25 protein-coding genes and 1 tRNA gene are annotated in these 21,291 nt (G+C 72.9%); 20 read left to right on the top strand and 6 right to left on the bottom strand.

The window, feature by feature from the left end:
- Positions 1 to 25: 25 nt before the first annotated feature.
- From VEL82_07865 to VEL82_07895, 7 genes are all read left to right on the top strand, one after another.
- The gene (locus VEL82_07865) at positions 26 to 739 is read left to right on the top strand and encodes a hypothetical protein (protein ID HXW67771.1); all 714 of its coding nucleotides are present in this window, start codon (positions 26 to 28) and stop codon (positions 737 to 739) included.
- A gap of 55 nt (positions 740 to 794) precedes the next feature.
- Positions 795 to 977, top strand: a complete 183-nt coding sequence (locus VEL82_07870) for a hypothetical protein (protein HXW67772.1) — start codon at positions 795 to 797, stop codon at positions 975 to 977.
- A gap of 79 nt (positions 978 to 1,056) precedes the next feature.
- A tRNA-Pro gene (locus tag VEL82_07875) sits at positions 1,057 to 1,131 on the top strand.
- Between the two features lie 54 nt (positions 1,132 to 1,185).
- A complete protein-coding gene (locus tag VEL82_07880) occupies positions 1,186 to 1,836 on the top strand; it encodes an RlmE family RNA methyltransferase (GenBank protein ID HXW67773.1) in 651 nt (216 codons plus the stop codon).
- 46 nt (positions 1,837 to 1,882) lie between these two features.
- Complete coding sequence (locus tag VEL82_07885; GenBank protein ID HXW67774.1) at positions 1,883 to 3,073, top strand: TIM barrel protein; 1,191 nt, start codon at positions 1,883 to 1,885, stop codon at positions 3,071 to 3,073.
- Entirely contained in the window at positions 3,054 to 3,623 is a 570-nt protein-coding gene (locus VEL82_07890) for an SIS domain-containing protein (protein ID HXW67775.1), read from the top strand. The genes VEL82_07885 and VEL82_07890 overlap by 20 nt, the downstream gene beginning before the upstream one ends.
- A 61-nt stretch (positions 3,624 to 3,684) precedes the next feature.
- On the top strand, positions 3,685 to 4,185 hold the full coding sequence (locus VEL82_07895; GenBank protein ID HXW67776.1) for a pyruvoyl-dependent arginine decarboxylase: 501 nt from the start codon (positions 3,685 to 3,687) through the stop codon (positions 4,183 to 4,185).
- Positions 4,186 to 4,199: 14 nt separating this feature from the next.
- On the opposite strand, the gene VEL82_07900 is transcribed toward VEL82_07895, so the two are convergent.
- Both VEL82_07900 and rnhB read right to left on the bottom strand, forming a co-directional pair.
- Positions 4,200 to 4,535, bottom strand: a complete 336-nt coding sequence (locus VEL82_07900; protein HXW67777.1) for an SCP2 sterol-binding domain-containing protein — start codon at positions 4,533 to 4,535, stop codon at positions 4,200 to 4,202.
- Complete coding sequence (rnhB, locus tag VEL82_07905) at positions 4,532 to 5,173, bottom strand: ribonuclease HII (protein HXW67778.1); 642 nt, start codon at positions 5,171 to 5,173, stop codon at positions 4,532 to 4,534. Before rnhB ends, VEL82_07900 begins: the two co-directional genes overlap by 4 nt.
- Before the next feature lie 86 nt (positions 5,174 to 5,259).
- On the opposite strand from rnhB, the gene VEL82_07910 reads away from it, so the two are divergent.
- From VEL82_07910 to VEL82_07930, 5 genes are read left to right on the top strand one after another with little or no spacing between them, the layout of a single operon-like run.
- A complete protein-coding gene (locus tag VEL82_07910) occupies positions 5,260 to 6,159 on the top strand; it encodes a dihydrodipicolinate synthase family protein (GenBank protein ID HXW67779.1) in 900 nt (299 codons plus the stop codon).
- A gap of 4 nt (positions 6,160 to 6,163) precedes the next feature.
- On the top strand, positions 6,164 to 7,279 hold the full coding sequence (locus VEL82_07915; protein HXW67780.1) for a glucose 1-dehydrogenase: 1,116 nt from the start codon (positions 6,164 to 6,166) through the stop codon (positions 7,277 to 7,279).
- 43 nt (positions 7,280 to 7,322) lie between these two features.
- Positions 7,323 to 7,721, top strand: coding sequence for a 30S ribosomal protein S8e (locus VEL82_07920; GenBank protein HXW67781.1), 399 nt, complete (start codon positions 7,323 to 7,325; stop codon positions 7,719 to 7,721).
- A 19-nt stretch (positions 7,722 to 7,740) separates the two neighbouring features.
- Positions 7,741 to 8,040, top strand: a complete 300-nt coding sequence (locus VEL82_07925; protein ID HXW67782.1) for a signal recognition particle subunit SRP19/SEC65 family protein — start codon at positions 7,741 to 7,743, stop codon at positions 8,038 to 8,040.
- A 2-nt stretch (positions 8,041 to 8,042) separates the two neighbouring features.
- Positions 8,043 to 8,834: an ATP/GTP-binding protein gene (locus VEL82_07930; GenBank protein HXW67783.1), complete on the top strand. Its 792-nt coding sequence runs from the start codon at positions 8,043 to 8,045 to the stop codon at positions 8,832 to 8,834.
- A 5-nt stretch (positions 8,835 to 8,839) separates the two neighbouring features.
- Here VEL82_07930 and VEL82_07935 read toward each other — a convergent pair whose 3' ends face one another.
- Positions 8,840 to 9,136 (bottom strand): hypothetical protein, encoded by a 297-nt coding sequence (locus VEL82_07935; protein HXW67784.1) that lies wholly within the window; start codon positions 9,134 to 9,136, stop codon positions 8,840 to 8,842.
- Between the two features lie 77 nt (positions 9,137 to 9,213).
- On the opposite strand from VEL82_07935, the gene VEL82_07940 reads away from it, so the two are divergent.
- The gene (locus tag VEL82_07940) at positions 9,214 to 9,927 is read left to right on the top strand and encodes a TraB/GumN family protein (GenBank protein HXW67785.1); all 714 of its coding nucleotides are present in this window, start codon (positions 9,214 to 9,216) and stop codon (positions 9,925 to 9,927) included.
- On the opposite strand, the gene VEL82_07945 is transcribed toward VEL82_07940, so the two are convergent.
- Positions 9,899 to 10,771: an Mrp/NBP35 family ATP-binding protein gene (locus VEL82_07945; GenBank protein HXW67786.1), complete on the bottom strand. Its 873-nt coding sequence runs from the start codon at positions 10,769 to 10,771 to the stop codon at positions 9,899 to 9,901. The two genes, VEL82_07940 and VEL82_07945, sit on opposite strands and share 29 nt — an antisense overlap.
- 66 nt (positions 10,772 to 10,837) lie before the next feature.
- Between VEL82_07945 and VEL82_07950 the strand changes: the two genes are divergently transcribed.
- Both VEL82_07950 and VEL82_07955 read left to right on the top strand, forming a co-directional pair.
- On the top strand, positions 10,838 to 13,057 hold the full coding sequence (locus tag VEL82_07950; GenBank protein ID HXW67787.1) for an acetate--CoA ligase family protein: 2,220 nt from the start codon (positions 10,838 to 10,840) through the stop codon (positions 13,055 to 13,057).
- A gap of 34 nt (positions 13,058 to 13,091) precedes the next feature.
- Positions 13,092 to 13,304 carry a hypothetical protein gene (locus VEL82_07955; protein ID HXW67788.1) on the top strand — a complete coding sequence of 71 codons (213 nt, stop codon included), beginning with the start codon at positions 13,092 to 13,094 and terminating at the stop codon, positions 13,302 to 13,304.
- Between the two features lie 28 nt (positions 13,305 to 13,332).
- Here VEL82_07955 and VEL82_07960 read toward each other — a convergent pair whose 3' ends face one another.
- On the bottom strand, positions 13,333 to 13,590 hold the full coding sequence (locus VEL82_07960; GenBank protein HXW67789.1) for a MoaD/ThiS family protein: 258 nt from the start codon (positions 13,588 to 13,590) through the stop codon (positions 13,333 to 13,335).
- 88 nt (positions 13,591 to 13,678) lie between these two features.
- On the opposite strand from VEL82_07960, the gene VEL82_07965 reads away from it, so the two are divergent.
- Together VEL82_07965 and VEL82_07970 are read left to right on the top strand one after the other, a co-directional pair.
- Positions 13,679 to 15,430, top strand: coding sequence for a 2-oxoacid:acceptor oxidoreductase subunit alpha (locus VEL82_07965; GenBank protein HXW67790.1), 1,752 nt, complete (start codon positions 13,679 to 13,681; stop codon positions 15,428 to 15,430).
- A complete protein-coding gene (locus tag VEL82_07970; protein HXW67791.1) occupies positions 15,420 to 16,319 on the top strand; it encodes a thiamine pyrophosphate-dependent enzyme in 900 nt (299 codons plus the stop codon). The genes VEL82_07965 and VEL82_07970 overlap by 11 nt, the downstream gene beginning before the upstream one ends.
- A gap of 14 nt (positions 16,320 to 16,333) precedes the next feature.
- Here the strand turns inward: VEL82_07970 and VEL82_07975 are convergent, their stop codons facing one another.
- On the bottom strand, positions 16,334 to 18,361 hold the full coding sequence (locus VEL82_07975) for a hypothetical protein (GenBank protein HXW67792.1): 2,028 nt from the start codon (positions 18,359 to 18,361) through the stop codon (positions 16,334 to 16,336).
- A 93-nt stretch (positions 18,362 to 18,454) separates the two neighbouring features.
- On the opposite strand from VEL82_07975, the gene VEL82_07980 reads away from it, so the two are divergent.
- The 3 genes from VEL82_07980 (at position 18,455) to VEL82_07990 (ending at position 21,264) form a co-directional block, all read left to right on the top strand.
- Complete coding sequence (locus VEL82_07980) at positions 18,455 to 20,008, top strand: flippase (protein HXW67793.1); 1,554 nt, start codon at positions 18,455 to 18,457, stop codon at positions 20,006 to 20,008.
- 425 nt (positions 20,009 to 20,433) lie between these two features.
- Positions 20,434 to 20,961 (top strand): hypothetical protein, encoded by a 528-nt coding sequence (locus VEL82_07985; protein ID HXW67794.1) that lies wholly within the window; start codon positions 20,434 to 20,436, stop codon positions 20,959 to 20,961.
- Between the two features lie 48 nt (positions 20,962 to 21,009).
- On the top strand, positions 21,010 to 21,264 hold the full coding sequence (locus VEL82_07990; GenBank protein ID HXW67795.1) for a hypothetical protein: 255 nt from the start codon (positions 21,010 to 21,012) through the stop codon (positions 21,262 to 21,264).
- Positions 21,265 to 21,291 lie beyond the last annotated feature (27 nt).

The following is a 21,291-nucleotide window of genomic DNA, read 5'->3' on the forward strand; positions in this document are numbered from 1 at the left end:
TCGGGAGCCGGACCTCACTGCGTCGATGCCCGAGACGGAGCCCCGGAGCTCGGAGTCCGACCGGCTCCGCGCGGCCGAGAACGTCCTCAAGCGCCTCGGGTTCTCCCGCGTGCCGCCCGCCCGCCGCGAGGGCGAGGGCGGCGCCGCCTTCTGGGTCCAGGAGGCGGGGGTCCCTCGCCGGACGTTCCCGGTGTTCGTGCCGCTGGCGAGCCCGGCGAGCGACGACCGGATCGAGGAGTGGGCGAGCGCCGCGAGCGGCGCCCACGGCCTGGGTCGCCGCGCGATCTTCGTCGTGCCGAGCGACCGCGCGGCCGACGAGGCGTGGGCGCGCCTCTCCCGGCGCCCGGGCACCACGATCGACAACGAGGTCTCGGTCCTCGTGGTCCCGACCGGCGTCCGTGCCCCGCCCGAGGCGGGCCACTTCCATCTCCGGATCGCCGAGCCCCGCGAGATCCTCGCGCTCGCCACCGGGATCGTGGTCGGCCTGTTCCGCCGGGCGCGGGCGTCGGACGAGCCGGGCCAGGTCGACTTCGAGGAGCTCCTCGCGCTGTTGAAGGCCCGCTTCGGCGTCGACGTCCACCGCTCCCTCGGCGTCAAGAGCGACGAGGACGCGCTGTACCTGCTCTACCAGCTCGCGCTCCGCGACGCCTACGCGCCCGGCGACCCCGGCACGAACCTCCACCTGCTCGTGCTCAAGCCCACGGGGCCCGCGGCCCGGCTCCCGTGGTTCGCCGGCTAGCCCGGACGAACCGAGCCGATATGAAGCCGAGACCGCTCGGCCCGACCGGGGCCCGATGAGCGCGCCGGCCGGCTTCCGCACGCCGTACGCCCGCTCGCCCGGGAGCTCGATGCCCGGCCCGGAGGTCGGGCCCGAGGAGGGTAAGCGCGACCTGTGGGGGTTCTTCTGGCTGACCCTCGCCAACACGGCGATCATCTCGGCGGCGGGGATCGGCGTCTGGCTGTACCTCCACCACTAGCGCGCGGGGCGCGGCGCGCGCACCGCTTCGGGAAACCATTATCAGCGCCGTCCGGGTCCGCGCGCCGCCGGCGCGGCACGGGGCCGTGGGGTAGCTTGGACCATCCTTCTTGCTTGGGGTGCAAGAGACTCCGATTCAAATTCGGACGGCCCCATCCTCCCCGCCGGTCCGGCGCCCGGCTCATGTAGCCGGTCCCGTTCGGCCCGCGATGCCCCGGCGGTTCGTCGCCGAGCGCCGTCGCGACCCGTACTACCGCGCCGCGCAGCGCGACGGACTGCGCAGCCGCGCCGCGTTCAAGCTCGCGTACCTCGACGACCGATACCACCTGCTTCGCCCCGGCGCCCGGGTGCTCGACCTCGGCGCGGCGCCCGGCGGCTGGTCGGTGGTCGCCGCCGCGCGAGTCGCTCCGCGCGGGCACGTCGTCGCGGTCGACCTTCGGCCGATCGAACCGATCGCCGGCGTTACGGTCGTGCGCGGTCGCGTGGGCGACCCCGCGCTGCGGGCCCGGCTCGGTACCGAGCCGTTCGACCTCGTCCTCAGCGACCTCTCGCCCCGGATCAGCGGGGCGTACGCCACCGACCACGCCCGCAGCATCGGGCTGGTGCGGGAGGCGCTCGCGCTCGCGAACGAGGTGCTGCGCGCGGGCGGGGCGTTCGTTGCGAAGGCGTTCGACGGGGACCTGTTGGCCGAACTCGAAGCCGAGCTCGCCCAGCGCTTCGCCGAGGTGCGCCGCACGAAACCGCCCGCCTCCCGCGAGCCTTCGTCGGAGATCTACGTGGTCGGACTCGGTCGGCGCACGCGTCGTGCCGCACCCCCTTCCGGGGGCCGGGACCCCGTCCCTCCGGGGGCCGATATATAGGACCGCCTCTTCCCGCGGGTCCACCGTTTTCGAGGTCTGGTTACTCGTGATCCGGTTCGGACCTGCGGGGATCCCGCTCTCGTGCAAGGGGCGGACGCTCCGGGACGGGATCGCCGACGTCCACCATCTCGGGCTCACCGCGATGGAGGTCCAATTCATCAAGGTCAACCCGCTCACGCGGATCGCGCTCGACGAGGAGATCGGCAAGCTCCCGCGCGAGATCCCGCTGCAGCTGATCATGAACGTCGGCGCCGGCGACCACGATGGCGGGACGCCGTCGCTCGGGGCCTTCGCGACGCCGGTGAAGAAGCGCGACTCGCTGACCACGCTCACCTGGAGCCTCGCGAAGGACCACGCCGACCTCGCGCAGACCAAGGCGCTCGCGCGCGCCCTCGACGTCGACCTGACGCTCCACGCGCCCTACTACGTCGACTTCTTCGGCTCGAGCGACGCGCGCGAGCAATCCACGCGCCAGATCCAGTGGGCCGGGGTGCTCGCCCAGGGCCTCGGCGCGCGCCTCGCCGTGACCCACCTCGGCTTCTACGGCGGCGGGGAGCGCGCCGACTCGATCCAGGAGCTCACCCACATCGTGGGCGACCTGTCCGACTGGCTCGCCAAGTTCTCCCGCGGCACCGTGCGCCTCGCGATCGAACCGAGCGGGCACCCCGACGTCTTCGGTTCGCGCGAGGAGGTCCTCGACCTGGTGCGGCGCGTCAAGGGGACGGTCCCGGTGCTGAACCTGCCGCATCTCGCCGCGCGGGAACGGCGACCGTTCGACGAGGTCGGCGACCTCGAGCCCCTGGTCAAGGAGTTCGTCGCCGCGACCAGCGGCCCGCTCTACCTCAACTTCTCGGGCGTCGAGTTCTACGGGTCCGGGGAGTTCCGCCTCACCCCGATCAAGCGCGGCCTGCTGCGCTTCGACCCGCTCGCGGAGCTGCTCGCGGAGCGGGACTACGACGTGAGCGTGATCTCGAGCTCGCCGCTCCTCGAGCACGACGCGATGTACATGAAGCTGCTCTACGAGCGGGCGCTGACGCGCCGCTACGCGCGCCTGCACGCGCCGCCCGCGCCCAAGCCGGCGAAGAAGCCGGCGGGCGCGTCGCCCGCGCCCGAGCGGGCCCGCCCGGTCGTGCGGGCCGCCGCGAAGCGCGCCCGGCCGGCCCCGCGGCCCCGGCCGGCGGCCGCACGGCCGGCGCGCCGCCAGGAGGGACGCCACCGTGGCGCGCGCCGCCGATAGCGCTCCGGCGTTCTCCCGCGCGCAGCGTTACATCGCCGAGCGGGTCTCCGACGCGCTCGACCGCCTCGATCCCGCGACGATCCACCGGGTCGTCGAGCTCATCGCGCGCGCCCCGGCGACGTTCGCCTACGGCGCCGGGCGCAGCGGCATCGTCGCGCGAGCCTTCGCGATGCGCCTCGTCCAGCTCGGGCTCACCGCCTACGTCATCGGCGAGAGCGTCACGCCGATCGTCCGCCGGGGCGACGCGGTCGTCATCCTGTCGGGGCGGGGCGAGAGCTACTCGTCGATCCAGACCGCGAACATCGTGAGGCGCGAGGGCGCCGAGCTCATCGTGATCACGGGCCACGCGACCTCCAAGCTCGCGCACATCGCGACCGCGCTCCTGCCGATCGGCTTCCCCGAGGATGCGGAGCGGCCGCGCTGGGCCCCGCTCGGCACCCTGTTCGAGTCGGCGGGCCTGCGCCTGACCGACGCGATCGTCGCCGAGCTGATGGTCGTGCGCGGCGAGACCGAGGAGTCGATGCGCCGGCGCCACGCGATCATGGTGTAGGGCGCGCGGTCGCGACGCCGCGCGCCCCAAGGGTTAAGGGTCGACTCGTCTCCTCGCGCGCGTGCCCGCCCGTGCGGCGCCGGCCGCGCAGACCCTCGTGCCCGTGCCGACCCGCTTCTTCGTCACCAGCGGCAAGGGGATCAACAAGACGAGCGAGCTGAACGCCTTCGATCTCGCGCTCCTCCAGGCCGGCATCGGCGAGCAGAACCTCGTCAGCGTCTCCTCGGTCCTCCCGATCGGGATCCGCCAGATCGATCGCGTCCCGATCGCGCGCGGCGCGATCACCCACGCGGTGCTCGCGCGCTACTCCGGCGGCGAGGGCGAGGTGATCAGCGCGGGCATCGCCTACGGGTTCCGCACCGACGGGGAGGGCGGCTACGTCGCCGAGGGGCACCTGCACGGCACCCAGAAGTCGCTCAAGGAGTTCCTGCGCTGGCGCATGCAGGAGATCGCCCATTTCCGGGGCGTGGAGCTGCGGCGGATCCACTACCGGACCGAGGAGCTGTCGATCCCGATGGACCACTACGGCGTCTGCATCGCCGCCTGCGTCTTCCTTCCCTAGCGCGCCGGGCCGCGCTACAAGAGCTTGCGGAAGAGCAGTTTGTCCTCGAGGCTACCCTCGATCGCGAGCCGCCGGGTCACGAGCGCCTTCATCGGCCCGATCTCCTTGTGCACGAGGCCGTTGAACGTCGCGACGTCGGTGACGATCGTGACGTCGGCGCCGTTCGCGCCGCCGCTGCGCAGGTTGGTGAGGCGCCCGTCCCTGAGGTCGACCGCGTAGCTCCCCACGTCGGTGAGCCGGATGCGGATCGTGCGGGCGAGGCCGTGGAGCTCCTCGGCCATCGCCGGCGTGGCCGCGGCCTTGCGGTTGAACCGGTCGACGAGCGAGGCGAGCGTCTCCTCCACCGTCATGGCCCGAAGCGATCGAGGGTCCGAGCCGGCCGAGCGCGTTTAACCCTTTGCACCGTTTCCCAGGACCGGCGCATCCACTCCGGGATCGACCCGCCGTCGCGGGCATGGCGCGCCACGCACGCCTGCGTGACGGGGTCGGACGGATAGCCGCTGCCCATCGGTTCGTCGACGGCTCGGCGCAGCGCCTCGAGCGCGGCGTCGCGGCGGACCTTCGCGACGACCGACGCGGCGCTCACGACCGGGATGTCCTGGTCCGCGTGGTGCCGGCTGACGATGCGGGTGGGCGCGCCGACCCGGGCGGCGAGGCGGCGGCCGAAGCGCGCCGCGTCGACGTCGCAGGCGTCCACGTACGCGACGTCGGGGCGGAACTCGCGGACGAGGTCGGCGAACGTCTCGAGCTCGAGCTCGTTGAGGCCGCCGCGCGCGACGTAGCGGTCGATGGCGCGCGGCGCGAGCTCGACCGCGCGCTCCTCGCCCACGCCGCCCAGCCGGGCATAGACGTCCGCGCGCGCGACGGGGCTCAGCCGCTTGGAGTCGCGCACGCCGAGCGCGCGCAGCGGCCCCTCGCGATCCTCCTCGCAGCAGAAGCCGCCGACGACGAGGGGCCCGAGGACGCTCCCGCGACCGGCCTCGTCGATCCCGAGGACGCGGCGCCCCGTCGTCCGGCTCCCCCGCGGGCCGTAACGGCCTGAGGGGTTAAACCCGCGGGCGCTTGACCTCCGGCGTGCGGCTCGACGGGCTCGTGGTGCCGGCCCTCACGCTCTTCTCCGCCGATGGCGAGCTCGACGCCGGCCGCAACGCGCGCTTCGCGCGCGAGTTGGCCGACGCCCGGGTCGACCACCTCTTCGTGTTGGGCTCGGCCGGTGAGTTCCCGTCGATCACCGACGCGGAGCGCGCGCGCTATCTCGACGCGGTGGTCGACAGCCTGCCGGGCCGCACCGACGCCTGGGTCGGCTGCGGCGCGCCGTCCACCCGCCAGGCGGTCCGCTTCGCGAGCGATGCGGAGGGCGCCGGCGCCGCGGCGGTGGTCGCGGTGCCCCCGTACTATCTGCATCCCACGCCCGAGGCCGTCGACCGTTACTATCGGGCGATCCGGGCGGCCGTGAAGATCCCGCTCTTCGCCTACAACATCCCGTCGCTCGTCGGGTACGCGCTCGATCCGGCGCGCCTTCACGCGCTCGCCCGCGACGGCACGCTCGCCGGTACGAAGGACACCTCGGGCGCGCTCGGGAGCGTCACGTCGTTCCTCGAGGGAGCCCCGGCCGGCTTCGCGGTGTTCCCCGGGGACGACGCGCTCGCCGCTGAGTCGATCCGCCGCGGCGCCGCCGGGGCCGTGATGGGGATCGCGAACATCGTCCCCAAGCTCTGCCGTGAGCTGGTCGGCGCCGCCCGCGCGGGCGACTGGGGGCCGGCTGCCGAGCGCCAGGCGCTGGTCGACCGACTCGTCGAGGTAATCCGCGCCGGGCCGTTCCCCTCGGTCGACAAGTTCCTCGCCGCGGAGCTGCGAGGCGTGGACGTCGGCTACCGGGCGCCGTACGACCCGCTGTCGGCCGTCGAGGAGCGCGCGGTCCGCGCCCGGCTGGATCCCCTGCGCGACGCCCTGCGACCGTTCCTGTCCGGGTGAGCCCTTGCGCGCGATCGTCGTGCGCCCGCCGGCGCCCGGGGCCTCGCTCGAGGACGTGACAGGGCCGACGCTCGGGCCGGGCACGCTGCGGGTCCGGGTCCTCGAGGTCGGCGTCTGTGGAACCGACCACGACATCGTCGCCGGCAAGTATGGCCAGGCGCCGGCCGGCGCCGGCTACCTCGTGCTCGGTCACGAGAACCTCGGCGAGGTGGCCGAGGTCGCCGACGGGGTGGTCGGGTTCTCGGTCGGCGACACCGTCGTCGCGACCGTGCGGCGCGGCTGCGGACGGTGCCGCTTCTGCTTCGCGAACCGCTCGGACTTCTGCGAGACCGGCGGCTTCACCGAGCGCGGGATCTCCGGCGCCCACGGCTACATGGCCGAGGAGTACGTGGAGGTCCCCGAGTACCTCGTCGCGGTCCCGCCCGAACTGCGGCGGGTGGCGGTGCTGCTCGAGCCGCTCAGCGTCGTGGAAAAGGCGATCCTGATGGGCCAGCGCGTGCTCGACCGCAAGGAGCCGAGCCCGGGGTTCCCCCGGACGGCCGCGTCGACCGCGCTCGTCGCCGGGACCGGCGCCGTCGGGATGCTCGCCGCCTTCGTCCTGCGTCTCCGGGGCTACGAGGTCACGGGCGTCGACCGGCACGATGCGTCGCCGGCGGTCGACCTGCTCGCGACGATCGGCGCCCGGCACGCGAACGTCGTCGGAGGGCTGGGCACGCTCGGCGGCGCGCGCTTCGACCTCGTGGTCGAGGCGACCGGCTCGGTGCCGCTCGACTTCGACCTGGTGGACGTGCTCGCCCCGAACGGCGTGCTCGTGCTCACCGGCATCCCGGACGCCGACGCCCCCCCGACGTCCGTTCCGGGCGGGGCGATCTTCCGCGGGATCGTCCTGCACAACCAGGCCGTGGTGGGCTCGGTGAACGCGAACCGCACCTACTTCGAGACCGGGCTCGCGGACCTCGGCGCGTTCGAGGCGCGCTGGCCCGGCGCGGTCGACCGGATGATCTCCTCCCGTCGCCCGCTCGAGCGATGGGCGGAGGTACTCCTCGGCCGCGCGGGCGGGACGGTGAAGAACGTCCTCACCATCGCCGGTGCGGCGCCCGCGCCCTCGAGCGCGCGATAAACCTCTTATACCGCACCCCGCTCGCACGGCCCTCCGGAGTCGGATGGGGATCTGGCAGGGCCGCTCGCGTCGCAAGCGCACCGGCGGACGCCTGCGGCCGATCCGCAAGAAGCGCCGGTTCGAGATCAGCCGCGAGCTCCAGCACGCGACGATCGGTCCGGGCACCGTGAAGCCGTACCGCATCCGCGGGGCGAACTCGAAGCTGCGGATCCTGACGACGCAGACGATCAACGTCTACGACCCGGCCACGAAGTCGATGCGGCCCGCGAAGGTGATCACGGTCCGCGAGAATCCCGCGAACCCGAACTTCGTCCAGCGCAACATCATCACCCGGGGCGCGATCCTGGAGACCGACGTCGGCCTGGTGCGCGTCCGCTCTCGGCCGGGGCAGGACGGCGTCCTCAACGGCATCCGAATCGGCGCCGCCACGCCGCCGGCGTAAGCGACCGGCCGGGGCCGCGATGCCCGACCATTTCTACGTCTATCCGGCCTACCTCGGTCGGGGCCTCAGCCGGCGGGCGGGCCGCCGTTTGCCCGAGAGCGAGGCCGTGGCCGACGCGACCGCCGAGGAGATCGCGCAGGCGGCCCAGCGGCTCGGCTACAGGGCCGAGCTCGAGTCCGCGAAGCAGTACCCGCGACGCTTCTTCGCCTACGAGGGGCGGGTCAAGGTCACGAAGCGGGCCGGCACGACCAAGACCACGTTGTTGCGGGCGCTCGCGGCGGAGGTCCGCCGCCACCGCCCGGCCTCGGCGAAGAAGTGACGATGGACGAGCCGGGCACGATCTACTTCGCCGGCACGGCGGGGGCGGGCAAGACCTCGTTCGTCCGCGCGTTCGCCGACTGGATGCACTCGGCCGGGTACGAATCGACGATCGTCAACCTGGACCCGGGCAGCGAGTCGAAGAGCCTCGAGCCGGCGGTCGACATCCGCGAGTGGGTGCGCCTGGACGACCTGCAGGACGAGTACGGGCTCGGGCCGAACGGGGCCCAGATCGCGGCCGCCGACATGATCGCGCTCAAGATCTTCGACGTGAAGCAGGCGATCGACGAGCTACGCACCGACTACGTGCTGGTCGACACGCCCGGCCAGATCGAGCTGTTCGCCTTTCGCGAGGCGTCCCGGGCGATCGTCGACGCGCTGAGCGGCGACCGGTCCCTGATCGCCTTCCTGTTCGACCCGGCGCTCGCGCGCTCGGCCTCGGGCTTCGTCTCGCTGCTGCTGCTCAGCGCCACCGTCGAGTTCCGCTTCCGGCTGCCGATGCTGAACGTGCTCGCGAAGGCGGACGTCCTCACCGCCGAGCAGCTCGCGGAGATCCGCGGCTGGGGAGAGGACCCCTCGGCCCTCCATGATGCCGTATCGCGCGACGCGCCGACCCCCGACGTGCAGCTCTCGACCGAGATCGTCCGCGCGATCGAGGTGCTGGGCCCGCTGAGCGGCCTCGTCCCGACCTCGGCGAAGGAGGGGACCGGCCTCGAGGCGTTCTACCAGGGCGCCCAGCGCGTCTTCGGCGGCGGCGAGGACCTCGAGCCCTCGCACGCGCCCGCGTCGGACTGAGCGGATCAGCCCTCCGTGAAGAACAGGCCCATGCCGGCGGAGGCGGACTCCTCGTCCTCCTTGATGCGGCGGTAGACGCGCTCGGCATCCGCCGGCTTCGCGCCCAGGGGGCCGAGGAGCTCGTCCGCGCGACGGACCGCCTCGGGCCCGCCCTCGAGCAGCACGTACAGCGCGTCGGCGGGGCCGCTCAGGGTGCTCGCATCGCGGATCGTCTGGCTCTGCCGCGAGAGCTGGTCGTCCCGCAGCGCGGCCTCCAGCGCGCCGCGCTGCGCGCTGGGGAGGAGGTACAGGGTCCAGGCCATGCGGCGGGCGACCGACCCGGCCTATATGGGTTCGCGGGGCCGTTAGGCAGATACGGGGCTCCGCCGGTCCTCCGGGGGTGTTCGCCTCGACCACCGAGGGACCGGTGCTCCTGATCGGGGTCGCGCACGTCGTCGACCTCGAGAGTCCGCTGCGCCGTCTGCTCGCGGACCGGACGCTCGATGCGATCGCGATCGAGCTCGACCCGGAGCGGGCCGCCTCGCTCCTCGGCGATGGCGCGACGTCGGGTCCGTCCCGCGGACCCGCCTTCGCCCGGCTCTGGGCGCACGTCCAGCGTCGCCTCGGCGATCAGATCGGTGGCGGGCCGCCGGGGGCGGAGATGAAGGTCGCCGCGCGCCTCGCGGCCGAGCGGCGCCTGCCGCTGTTCCTGATCGACGACCCGATCGGCACGACCCTGGCGCGGCTCGTGCGGTCGATGCCGCTCCGAGAGCGCGTGGCGCTCCTCGTCGGCGCGTTCGTCGCGCTGTTCGTGCCGGCCCGGCTCGTCGAACGGGAGATCGACCGCTACGTGGAGAGCCCCGAGGCCTACACGGAGGAGTTGCGGCGGGCGAGCCCCACGATCGCGCACGTCCTGCTCGACGAGCGCAACGAGCACATGGCCGAGCGCCTCGCGACGCTGCGGGGCCGCGGGTACGGTCGCCTCGCCGCCGTGGTCGGCGACGCGCACCTTTCCGGGCTCGGCTCGGCGCTGCGGCGTCGCGGAGTGCCGATCGAGTCGATCCCGTTCCGCGCCCTGCGGGAGCCTACAGTACCGTCGATGCCTTCGACGTGATCGCGTCGACGGCGGCGCCGACCGAGTCCGCGAGGGCGGCGAGCTCGGGGGAGGCGTACTGCTCGAGTCGGCCCTCGTCGGCGAGGGCGGAGATCGCCGGGGCGAGCGGCAGCCGGGCCAGCAGCGGGATGCCGTACTCCTCCGCGACCGTCGCGACGTGGCCCTCGCCGAACAGCGGGATGCGCTCGCCGCAATGCGGGCAGGTGATCCAGCTCATGTTCTCGACGACGCCGAGGAGGGCGACGTGGAGGTCGCGGGCCATGTTCATCGCCTTCTTCACGATCAGCGCGGCGAGGTCCTGCGGGGTCAGCACGAAGACCATCCCGTCGATCGGGATCGTCTGGAACACGGTGAGCGGCACGTCGCTGGTCCCCGGCGGCATGTCGATGAGCAGGTAGTCGAGCGGCCCCCAGTGGACGCCCCCGAAGAACTGGGTGATGAGCCGCGTGACGAGCGGACCCCGCCAGATCACGGGCGCCTGCTCGTCCTCGACCATGAACTGGGAGGAGACGATCGGCATGCCCGAGCGCGTCCGCACCGGCTCGATCCCTTCGCCGCGGTCCGTGAGCGGGCCCTTGAGCCCCAGCAGCTTGGGGATCGACGGTCCGGTGATGTCCGCGTCGAGGATTCCGACCGCCCGGCCGCGGCGCCCGAGCTCGGCGGCGAGCAGCGCGGTCACCGATGACTTACCGACCCCGCCCTTGCCGCTGCCGACCGCGACCACGTGGCGGATCGCCCCCTTGTCCATCCGCTGGAGGAGTCCACCGGGGCGGCCCCGGGGGGGACCCGCCGCCGACGGGCTGGAGGTCGGGCGCATCGCGCCCGGGCCCGATGGCGCGCTCACGTTCGAAGGACGCCGGAGTGGCTATATAACGGGCGGCTGGGTCGCCGCCCCGCGAGGTCGCGCGCGATGACCGTCGGGCGATCCTCGGCGCTGGACGAGATCTTCCGGCCGCGATCGATCGCCGTGATCGGCGCGTCCAACCGCCCCGGCACCGTCGGCGCGAGCCTCTTCCGCAACGTCCTCGGCGCCGGCTACCGGGGCGTCGCCTACCCGGTCAACCCCCGATGGGAGAGCGTCTCGGGGGTCCGCTGCTACCGCCGGGTGGCGGACCTCCCCGACGTCGCGGAGCTCGCGGTCGTCATCGTCCGCGCACCGGAGGTACCGGCGATCGTCGACGAGCTCGGCGCCGCCGGCACGCGCGGCGCGATCGTCATCTCCTCCGGTTTCGGGGAGGTGGGCGCCCCGGGCCCGCGGCTCGAGGCCGAGCTGGTCGACCGGGCCCGGCGCCACCGCATGTCGCTGGTCGGCCCGAACTGCTTCGGCGTACTGAACACGGACCCCGAGGTCGGGCTCAACGCCACATTCAGCGAGGACCTGCCGCCGCGCGGCAACATCGCCTTCGTCTCGCAGAGCGGCGCGCTCTGTGCCGGCATCCTGCAGTACGGCATCGCGGAGCGGATCGGCTTCTCCCGGTTCGTCTCCGTCGGAAACCGCGCCGGGGTCGACGAGAACGACCTGCTCGCGTCGCTGGCGGACGACGCGGCCACCCGCGTGGTCCTGCTCTACATGGAGAGCCTCGCGAACGGCCGACGCTTCCTCGAGGTCGCGCAGGAAGTAACGGAGCACAAGCCGGTCCTCATCATCAAGAGCGGGCGCACGCCGGTCGGGGAGCGAGCGGCGCGCAGCCACACCGGCTCGCTCGCGCAGTCCGGCCGGGACCAGCTCTACGATGCGCTCTTCGAGCAGGCGGGCGTGCTGCGGGCGGACACGATCGCGGACCTGTTCCGCATGGCCAAGGTGTTCAGCTCGGGTGTGCGCCTGGACGGACCGCGCCTCGCGATCCTGACCAACTCCGGTGGGCCGGGGATCGTGGCCGCGGACGCCGCCGCGCGCCAGCACCTCGAGCTGCCGACGCCGTCGGCCGCGCTTCGGTCGGCCCTCGCCCGGAGGCTCTCGCCGTCCGCCGCGCTCAGCAACCCCCTCGACATGACCGCGGACGCCGGACCGGAGCAGTACCGCGAGGCACTGCACCGGCTCCTGTCCGAGCCGACGATCCACGGCGCGCTCGTGATCGCGACGCCGACCGGCACGCTGACCGGCGCGGAGGCCGCCCGCGCGATCCGCCAGGGCCGCGGCGCGAGCCGCAAGGCCGTGACGGCGTGCCTCTTCGGCCTCACCGACCTGTCGAAGGAGGTCGCCGATCTCGAGGCCCACGGCATTCCCACGTTCACGTTCCCGGAGGAGGCCATCCAGGGCCTGGGCAGCCTCGCGCGCTACCGGGCCTGGGGCGCGCGGCCCCGGACGCCCGTGCGCTCGTTCCCCGTCGACCGCGCCAGGGTGCGACGTGCGCTCGCCCGCGCGCGCGCCTCGGGCGCGACGGTCCTCCCGGAGTACCTCGCGCGCTCGATCCTGTCGGCCTACGGCCTGCGCTTCCCCGAGTCCCACCGGGTCCGAACGCTCGACCAAGCCCTCTCGGCGGCGAAGGAGCTCGGCTACCCGGTCGTGCTGAAGGTCGCCTCGCCCGACATCTCGCACAAGACGGACGTCGGCGGCGTCGCCCTCGGCCTCGAGGGCGCGGAGAGTCTCTCGGAGGCCTGGACGCGGATGGGCGCGACGCTCTCGACCCGGGCCCCGCGAGCGCGGATCGTCGGCTTCGAGGTCGAGGCGCAGGTCCCGTCGGGCACCGAGGTGCTCGTCGGCGTCCAGCGAGACCCGAACTTCGGCCCGATCCTCGTCTTCGGGCTCGGGGGGATCTACGTCGAGGTGCTGCGCGACGTGACGTTCCGGCTCGCGCCGCTGCGGGCGCTCTCCGCCCGGCGGATGATCTCCTCGGTGCGCGGCTTCCCGATCCTCGAGGGCGTGCGCGGCGGGCCGCCCGGCGACCTCGCGGCGCTCGCGGAGGCCATCGAACGGGTCAGCCAGCTCGCGACGGAGCTGGACGCCGTGAGCGAGCTCGACCTCAACCCACTGATCGTGCGACCCGTCGGCGAGGGCGTCGTCGCGGTCGACGCGCGGCTCGTGCTCGCACCGTCTTCCAGATCGGGACCGTCCGCTTCAGCCGGTCGATCAGGAAGCGGGTCGCCGCGAACGCGGGGGCGCGGTGGGCGGCCGCCGCCCCGACGATGACCGCGATCTCCCCCGAGGCGACCCGACCCACGCGGTGCCACAGCACCGTCCGCTCGACGCCGTAGCGTGTCCGGGCGGCGCGATCGAGCGCCGCGAGCACGTGGAGGGCCGGGGCGAGATGGACCTCGTAGTCGAGCGCGAGGACGCGCCGGCGACCCGTACCGTCGGCGCGCACGCGCCCGGCGAACAGTACGACGCCGCCGAGGCCCGGGGACTCGAGCTCCCGGGCCGCGGTCGCGAGCGATAAACGGCGTGCGGTGAGGCGGTGCGACACGCTAGCCACCGCCGTAGGGGGGGTGGACCGCGAACTCATCCCCCGCGCGCAGGCGCTCGCTCCCGCGGCCGAGGTACGCTCCGTTGCGGACGAGGCGGGCGGTGCGCAGCACGCGAGAGAGGGCCGGATAGGCGACGCCGAGCGCGCGCACTAGCTCGTCGGCCCGCACCCCCTCCGGGGCAACGGGCCAGTCGAGCTGGGCGCGGCCGACCGCGGTCCGCGCGGTCGAGAAGAGGAGCACGCGCACCGTGCCGACCATCGCGCCGCCAGTCCGACGGCCGTCTAAGCGTTCTCGGCGGCGCGCGTGCCGCACAACCGCTTAATACGCACGCCCGATAGAAGCGCGGATGCCGGATCTCGCGGTGCGCGCCGGCGGCCAGGCCGGCGATGGGATCGCCTCGATCGGCGAGTCGATCGCCCGGTGCCTGTCGCGCATGGGCTGGCACGTCTTCGCGCTCAATGCCTACCAGTCCGTGATCCGCGGGGGCCACGTCTGGTTCCAGGCCCGCGCGTCGGACCCGCGTCCCTACTCGCAGGGGGACCGGGCCGACGTCCTCTATGCGCTCGACAAGCAGACGGTGTCGATCCATGCGCCGTCCCTGCGCGCGGGCGGCACGGTGATCTACGACCCCGAGAAGTTCGCGGTGGCGGAGTCGGATCTGCCGGCGGGCGTGCGGGCCCTCGGGGTCCCGACGCTCGAGATCGCCCGCAAGTACACCAGCCAGTCGATCCTGCAGAACGCAGGCGGCATGGGGGCGGCCGCCTTCCTCGCCGGGATCCCGCTCGAGCTCCTCCAGGAGGTCCTGAAGGACTCCTTCGGCAAGAAAGCCGGCGAGATCGCCGACTGGAACCTCGGCGCCGCCGCCGCCGGCTTCGCGTTCGCCGCGTCGCATGCCTCGGCGAGCGAGCACGCGCTCGCGCGCCGGGGGGCCCCGAAGCTCCTGATGAACGGCAACGCCGCCATCGCGCTCGGCGCGGCCGCCGCGGGTTGCAAGTTCCTCGCCCAGTACCCCATGACGCCCGCGTCCTCGATCATGCACTGGATGGCGGCGCACGCCCAGAGCCTCGGCGTCGTCGTGAAGCAGGCGGAGGACGAGCTCGCGGCGATCAACATGGCGATCGGCGCGTCGTTCGGCGGAGTGCGGGCGATGACCGCGACGAGCGGGGGAGGGTTCTCGCTCATGGTCGAGGCGCTCGGAATGGCCGGGATGACCGAGACCCCGCTCGTCGTCGTCGAGTCGCAGCGCGCCGGTCCGTCGACCGGTCTGCCGACGAAGACCGAGCAGGGCGATCTCAACCTCATGCTCGGCGCGGGCCAGAGCGAGTTCCCGCGGGCGATCCTCGCACCGAGCCATCCGGCCGAGGCCTACCGCGCGGCGATCCGCGCCTTCGAACTCGCGGAGGACTGGCAGACCCCGATCCTCGTCGCGAGCGACCTCCATCTCTCGGAGAACATGGCGACGGTCGACCGGGAGGAGATCCCGACCGCGGTGCCCGTGCGCTCGCTCTTCACCGTCGAGCCGAACGGCCATGACTACCACCGCTACCAGTACACCGATAGCGGCGTCTCGCCCCGCGCGATCCCGGGGCAGCCGGGCCTGCAGTTCGTCGCGGGCTCCGATGAGCACGACGAGCGCGGCCATCTCATCTCCGACGTGAAGTCGGGCATCCCGGTCTGGGTCACGGAACGCCAGCGCATGATGGACAAGCGCATGCGCAAGCTCCACGGGATCCTCGCGGCCGCCGAGCCGCCGGCCTGGGAAGGGCCGGCGAGCGCCGACCTGACGTTCGTCGCCTGGGGCTCCACCATCGGCGCGATCCGGGACGCGCGGGAGATGCTGGCCGCGCAGGGCCGAGCCACGAACCTGCTGCACTTCCCGACCGTCTATCCGCTCGACCCCGAGCGGGTACGCGCGGAGCTATCGAAGTCTCGGCGCACCCTGCTCGTCGAGGCGAACTACTCCGGACAGTTCGGCCGCCTGATCCGGGCCGAGACCGGGGTCGAGCTCGCCGAGCGGTTCCTCAAGTACGACGGCGAGCCGTTCTACCCGCACGAGATCGTGGCGCGGGCGCTCGAGGTGATCGGTCATGGCGGATAGCGCCGCGCGCGCGGTCGGTGTGCCGACCGGGCCCGCGCTGCCGGTGGTCGGCAAGTCCGACACCAAGCCCACGTGGTGTCCGGGCTGCGGCGACTTCGGGGTCGTCGCGGCGGTCGAAGCGGCGCTCAAGCGCCTCGGGATCCCGTCGTACAACGTGGTGATCGTCTCGGGGATCGGCTGCTCGTCCAACCTGCCGCACTTCCTCTCGTCCTACGGCTACCACGGCATCCACGGTCGGGTCCTCCCGGTGGCCGAAGGCATCCGCTGGGCGAACCACGGCCTCACCGTCATCGGCACGGGGGGCGACGGGGACGGCTTCGGGATCGGGGCCGGTCACTTCGTCCACGCGATGCGGCGCAACGTCGACCTCACCTACGTCACGATGGACAACCAGATCTACGGGCTCACGACCGGCCAGGCGAGCCCGACCTCGCAGATGGGCCAGAAGACGAAGTCGACGCCGACCGGCGTGATCGAGCATCCGATCGACCCGATCTCGCTCGCGCTCGCGAGCGGGGCGACCTACGTCGCCCGCGGCTTCTCCGGCGACGTCAAGCAGTTGACCGAGCTCGTCGCCGGCGGGATCCAGCACAAGGGCTTCGCGTTCGTCGACGTCTTCAGCCCGTGCGTCACCTACAACAAGCTAAACACCTTCGACTTCTTCCGCCAGCGCGTCTACAAGCTCGAGAGCGCTGGCCACGACCCGAGCGACATCGTGGCCGCCTGGCAGCGTTCGCTCGAGTGGGGCGACAAGATCCCGATCGGGCTGTTCTACCGCACCGACCGTCCCTCCTACGAGGACCTCGAGCCGGTGCTCCAGGCCGGCCCGCTCGCCCAGCAGCCGGCCGGCCTTGCGGGCCACGAGAACGTGCTGGACGAGTTCGTCTAGCGCGGTCGATCGGCCTAGCCGAGGTCGATCTGGAAGAGGTAGGCGTCCCCGTCCTGGAACCAGAGCGGGAACGCCGTCGGATCCGCCAGCAGGGGCGCCGGAGAGAACGGCGGCCAGAGGACCGTGTTGGCGCCGGTGACGATCAGGAACCCGGCGTCGAGCGAGGCGAGCGCGTCCCGTCCGCTGCCGTTCAGCGTGGCATTCGATAGCTGGCTGACGACGAGGCGGTACGACGCGTTCGACCACTGCCAACCCGGGACGAGCGGATAGAGCAGGACCACGTTCGCAACGTAGCCGGGGAGGAAACCGGCCGCGCTCCCCGGGGCGATCACCACCCGCGCCCCGGCGGGAAGGTGCCCGGCGGCGTAGCCGAACAGGGCGAAGTCGCCGGCGCTCACGTTCCCGAAGTCCGTGTAGAGCTCGGAGAGGACGGGGGGCAGGGCGGTCGTCGTGAGCACCGCGCCCGGCACGATGACGATCACCGCGATCCCGATGGCGATGGCCCCGCGCGGCAGGACGGAGCGGCGGACCGGCCGGGCCACCGAGCGGGGCGGTGCCGGCGGCCGATCGGCCGCGAACGCCCGCTCGAGCGCCAGCACGAGCGGAAGGGCCGCGACGAAGCCGTAGAGCGTGAACAGCCAGATCGACAGCTCCGCCGCGCTCGACACATCCGCGAAGCGAACCGCCGGTCCGAAGCCGGCGGAGCTCGCCCACAGCACCCCGAGCAGCGCGACGATCACGACGGCGGCGACGAGCGCGAAGCGACGGAACGGCGCGAGGTAGCGGGCGAGCCCGGAGCGGCTCCCCGCCACCACGAGCAGCCCGAGGCCGATCGTGAGCAGGATCGCGAGCTCGAGCCGCAGCGTCGGGACGGGTGAGAGCCAGACGTCGGTCGCGCGGAACAGGTAGGGATCGATCCCGCCGACGAACTGTGCGCCGTTGATGCCCGGAAAGGTCCCGGCCGGAGGGCCGGCCGCTCCCAGGGTGAGCCCGGGGCTGTTCCATCCCTGGGCCAGCACGTAGAAGGTGGGCGCGAGCGGGAGGAGCGCCGCGCCGACCGTGATCGCCCATCGCCCCAGGCGCACCGCGAACTCTCGCCAGCTGCCGAAAGGGCCGAGCGCGGCGAGGACGAGGAACGTGAGCAATAGCCACTGGGCCCCGACGGGATTCATCGCTGCCGAGTAGCCCACGAGCAGGCCGAAGGCGAGCGCGCCCGTCCACCGATCCTCCGGCGCCGGGGAGGGTCGGACCGCCTCGCCGGCGAGGAGGAGCACCAGCGGGAAGGCGAACACGAAGTCATTGCTCCCGCCGACGAGCACCCGGGTCCACGACGCCACCGACGCGAGGAAGATCGCACCCGCGACGCCGGCGATCTCGGTCCCGAAGGCGCGGCGGGCGAAGGCGAACCCGCCGAGCGGCGCGAGCCCGAGGAACAGCGGCGTCACGAGCAGGCTCGTACGCGCCGCCGGTAGGCCGAAGTCCAGCTGGGCCCAGGCGAGCCAGACGGTCGTGCCCTGAGGGTAGAGCAGGCCGAGAGGGGCGTACGGCCGGAACGACAGCGGGATCGATCCGTGCTGCAGGAGGAGGGCGACGTAGGTCGTGAGGAGGCTGGCATCGAACGTGTTGCCGGTCGCGACGGGCAGCGCGATCGAGAGCTCGTAGGCGAAGAGCGCGAGCGCGCTCGCGAACGCGACGGCGCTCGGCCCGCTGAGGCCGATCCGCTTGGCCCAGGTCCGGTCGGGCCGCCCGCCGCCCCGGCCCCGGTGGATCGCCCGGGCGACGACCGCGAGCGCCGCCGCGACCGGCACCGCCAGGACGACCGGCGCGACGAAGGCCCCGATCGGCAGCGCCGCGAGCAGGTACATCGCCGCCCCGCCGAGATAGAAGTCGAGCAGGAGCCGTTCGATGAGGCCGAGCGAGCGCCACATCGCGACCCAGCGCTCCGTGAACCGGCGCACGAACTCGCCGAGGAACGCGGCGGCCGCGGCCCAGGCGAGCAGCTCGAGGGCCCACGCGACCCCGTTCGGGCCGGGCAGGGTCACGCCCTCGCTAACGGCGTGCCCTAATAGCAACGTGCCGCCGAAGCGCTACGTATTTACCGCCGGTCGACCCGACCGACGGCCGGGCGACCGGAATTGTCGACTGCGTCCGGGGCCCGCGACGGCCTCTCGAGCGTCACCCGAGGCACGCTCTTCCTCCTGATCGCGACGCTCTGCTACGTCGGGCTCAACTTCGTCGCCCGCGTGATCATCACCCACACGATCTCGACGGAAGAGTGGAGCTCGTTCTCCCTCGGACTCACGATCATCGGGGTCGTCGGCTCGATCGGCGCGCTCGGGCTCACGAACGCCGTCGCCCGAGGGCTTCCCTACGCGCACTCCGACGACGAGCGGCGCGGGATCGTCCGAGGTTCCGTGGTGATCAGCGTCGCCTCCGCGGCCATCTCCTCGATCGGCCTATTCCTCCTCGGGCCGGAGCTCGCCGGCCATCTCGGGCTTCCCGATCTGGGGCCGACGTTCGAGCTGTTCCCGCTGGCGGTCGCGACGTCCGTCGTCATCGGGATCATCGCGGCGATCTTCCAGGGCTACGAGGACGTCACGCCGAACGCCCTCTTCGTGCAGATCCTCACGCCGGGCTTCTTCGTCGCCTTCCTCGGCATCGCCGCGATCCTCCCGTCCCGGCTCACGTTCGAGGCCGCGCTCGTCGCCTACGTCGCCGGGAACGTCGCCGCGCTCCTGCTCGCCGTCGGCTACGCGCTCCAGCGGCTCGGCCACCTCTTGCCGGCGGGCCCGCGCGCGCCGGGGGCGGTGGGCCGCCTGATGAACTTCGCGGTCCCGCTGTTCTTCGTCGGACTGTTGGGAACCTTGACCGGGGGCGGCGACTCGCTCGTCCTCGGCGCCTACCATGCCGCCGAGTTCGGCTACTACAGCAACGCCCTCACCCTCGCGCGCCTGCTCCAGGTCGGGATCGGCGCGGCCGCCTACATCTTCCTGCCGGTCGCGGCCCGGGCGCTCCGGCAGAAGGACAACTCGACGATCGAGCTGACCTACGTGACCGTGACGAAATGGATGATCCTGTTCTCGCTGCCGCTCTTCCTGCTGTTCTTCGTCCTGCCCGGCCCGTCGCTCGAGTTCGTCTACGGCGCGCAGTACTCGCACGCGACCCTTCCGCTGCAGATCACCGTGCTCGGGGCGTTCGTGACGACGGTCCTGGGGCCCGCGGCCAACGCCCAGGTCGCCTTCGGCCAGGCCCGCCTGCTGGCCTACAACGCCGGGATCGCGGCCGCCGTCGACGTCGGTCTCGCGTTCGTCCTCGTCCCGGCCTTCGGCATGAACGGCGCCGCCATCGCTTGGACGATCGCCAACGCGAGCTACACGGCGCTCTCCCTCATCGAGCTCGCGGTCCTCACGCACGTCCACCCGTTCCGGCCCCACTTCTTGGTGCCCCTGGTCGTGACGGCGGTACCGGTCGGGGCGGTCCTTTCGCTCGCGCCGGTCCACTACCCGCTGTGGTCGCTGCCCGTGATCGGGGTCGCGATCGCCGGTCTATTCGTCCTCGTCGTACTCGCGACGCGGAGCATTGACGAGGGCGACCGGCTGCTGCTCGGAGCGTTCGAGGGGCTCGTCGGCCGTCCCCTGCCCACCCTGCGGCGCATCGGGCGCGCGGGCGTCCGTCGTCCCAACCGCTGAGGCCGGTCCGGGCGATCTCGACTCGCGCGCGTGATCGAGCAGCAGCAGGACGACCCCGCCGGCGAGCAGGAAGAAGACGAATTCGGCGAGCGTGTTCGCGACGGCGACCGCCCCCGCCGCGTCGATCACCGCGGTGACGACGAGCAGCATCAGCGCGGCCGCGATCGGGTAGCGCGAGTCGAGGCGTGCCCACTGCGAGTAGACCATGTAGGCCAGCAGGAGCGCGAGGAAGACGGGGACGTACGGGAATCCCACGTCGGCCCGCAGCGCCGTCGAGGACGTAACGTTGGGCGGTCGTATAACCGCGGGACCGGCCGGCGCCGAGAACGTTCGTGGGACAGGCTTATAGTCGGCCGGCCATCATCCCCGACTCGGGACGCCCCGACGGCGTCCAGGTTATGGCTCGATCGCACGCGACCTCCCGCGTGGTGCCGATAGCGCTCGGCCTCGCGATGCTGGGGATCATCATCGCGGCGGCGCTCTCCCCCAACACCGGGGCCGTGCCGGCGCAGGGGTACTGCCAGTACAACCAGTGCATCGCGGGGACCTCGATCCCGTGGTGGGTGGTCGCCGTGATCGCGATCGTCGTGGTCGCTGCCCTCGGCGCGGCGCTCTTCCTCATGCGCCGTCGCCGCCCCCCGAGCGGCGTGCGCCCGTACGCGGGCGCGGCCGGTGGCGGGGCCGCCGCTGGCGGACCGGCCCCGCCGGGCGGAGCGGCGCCGGCCCAGCCGGAGTACCTGGAGACGGCCGAGGACGTGGGCTCGGCCCCACCGGTGCCCGCGGGCGCGGTCGCCGGGGCCGGTGCCGGCGCCGCTTCGGGCGCGGCGGCGAAGGGCGCCCAGGAACCGGACATCGATTCGCTGATGGCCGAGCTCGACAAGATCAGCACCGAGATCCTCAAGCGGCCGAAGACGCCGCCCGAGGGTGGCGGCGACACCGGTGGCACGAGCTGAGCTCGTCGACCCCCGCTCCTTAAGAGCCGGCGGCCGGTCGTTTCCGGGATGCCGAGCGATCCACGTGCGGCGGAGGAGGAGCGGCTGCTGGACGCGCTGCGCCTCGCCGTGCACGGCGCGCCGCGTCCGCCCCGGGAGATCGAGGTCGGCATCGCGCTGTCGATCGCGCTCGGTCGCCGTCGTCCGTCGGTCGCGTGCGGGGGGTGCCAGAACCCGCTCGACTTCGAAGGGATCCCCGCGCGGACGAACGCCCGGCTCGGCGAGCCGTTCCGCCTGATCTGGGACGCGCCGGCGACCGCGTAGCCCCGGCGGAAGACGGCCGCGAGGTCC

The organism is Thermoplasmata archaeon (genome assembly GCA_035622275.1).
Classification (GTDB): Archaea; Thermoplasmatota; Thermoplasmata; order Lutacidiplasmatales; family UBA184; genus Lutacidiplasma.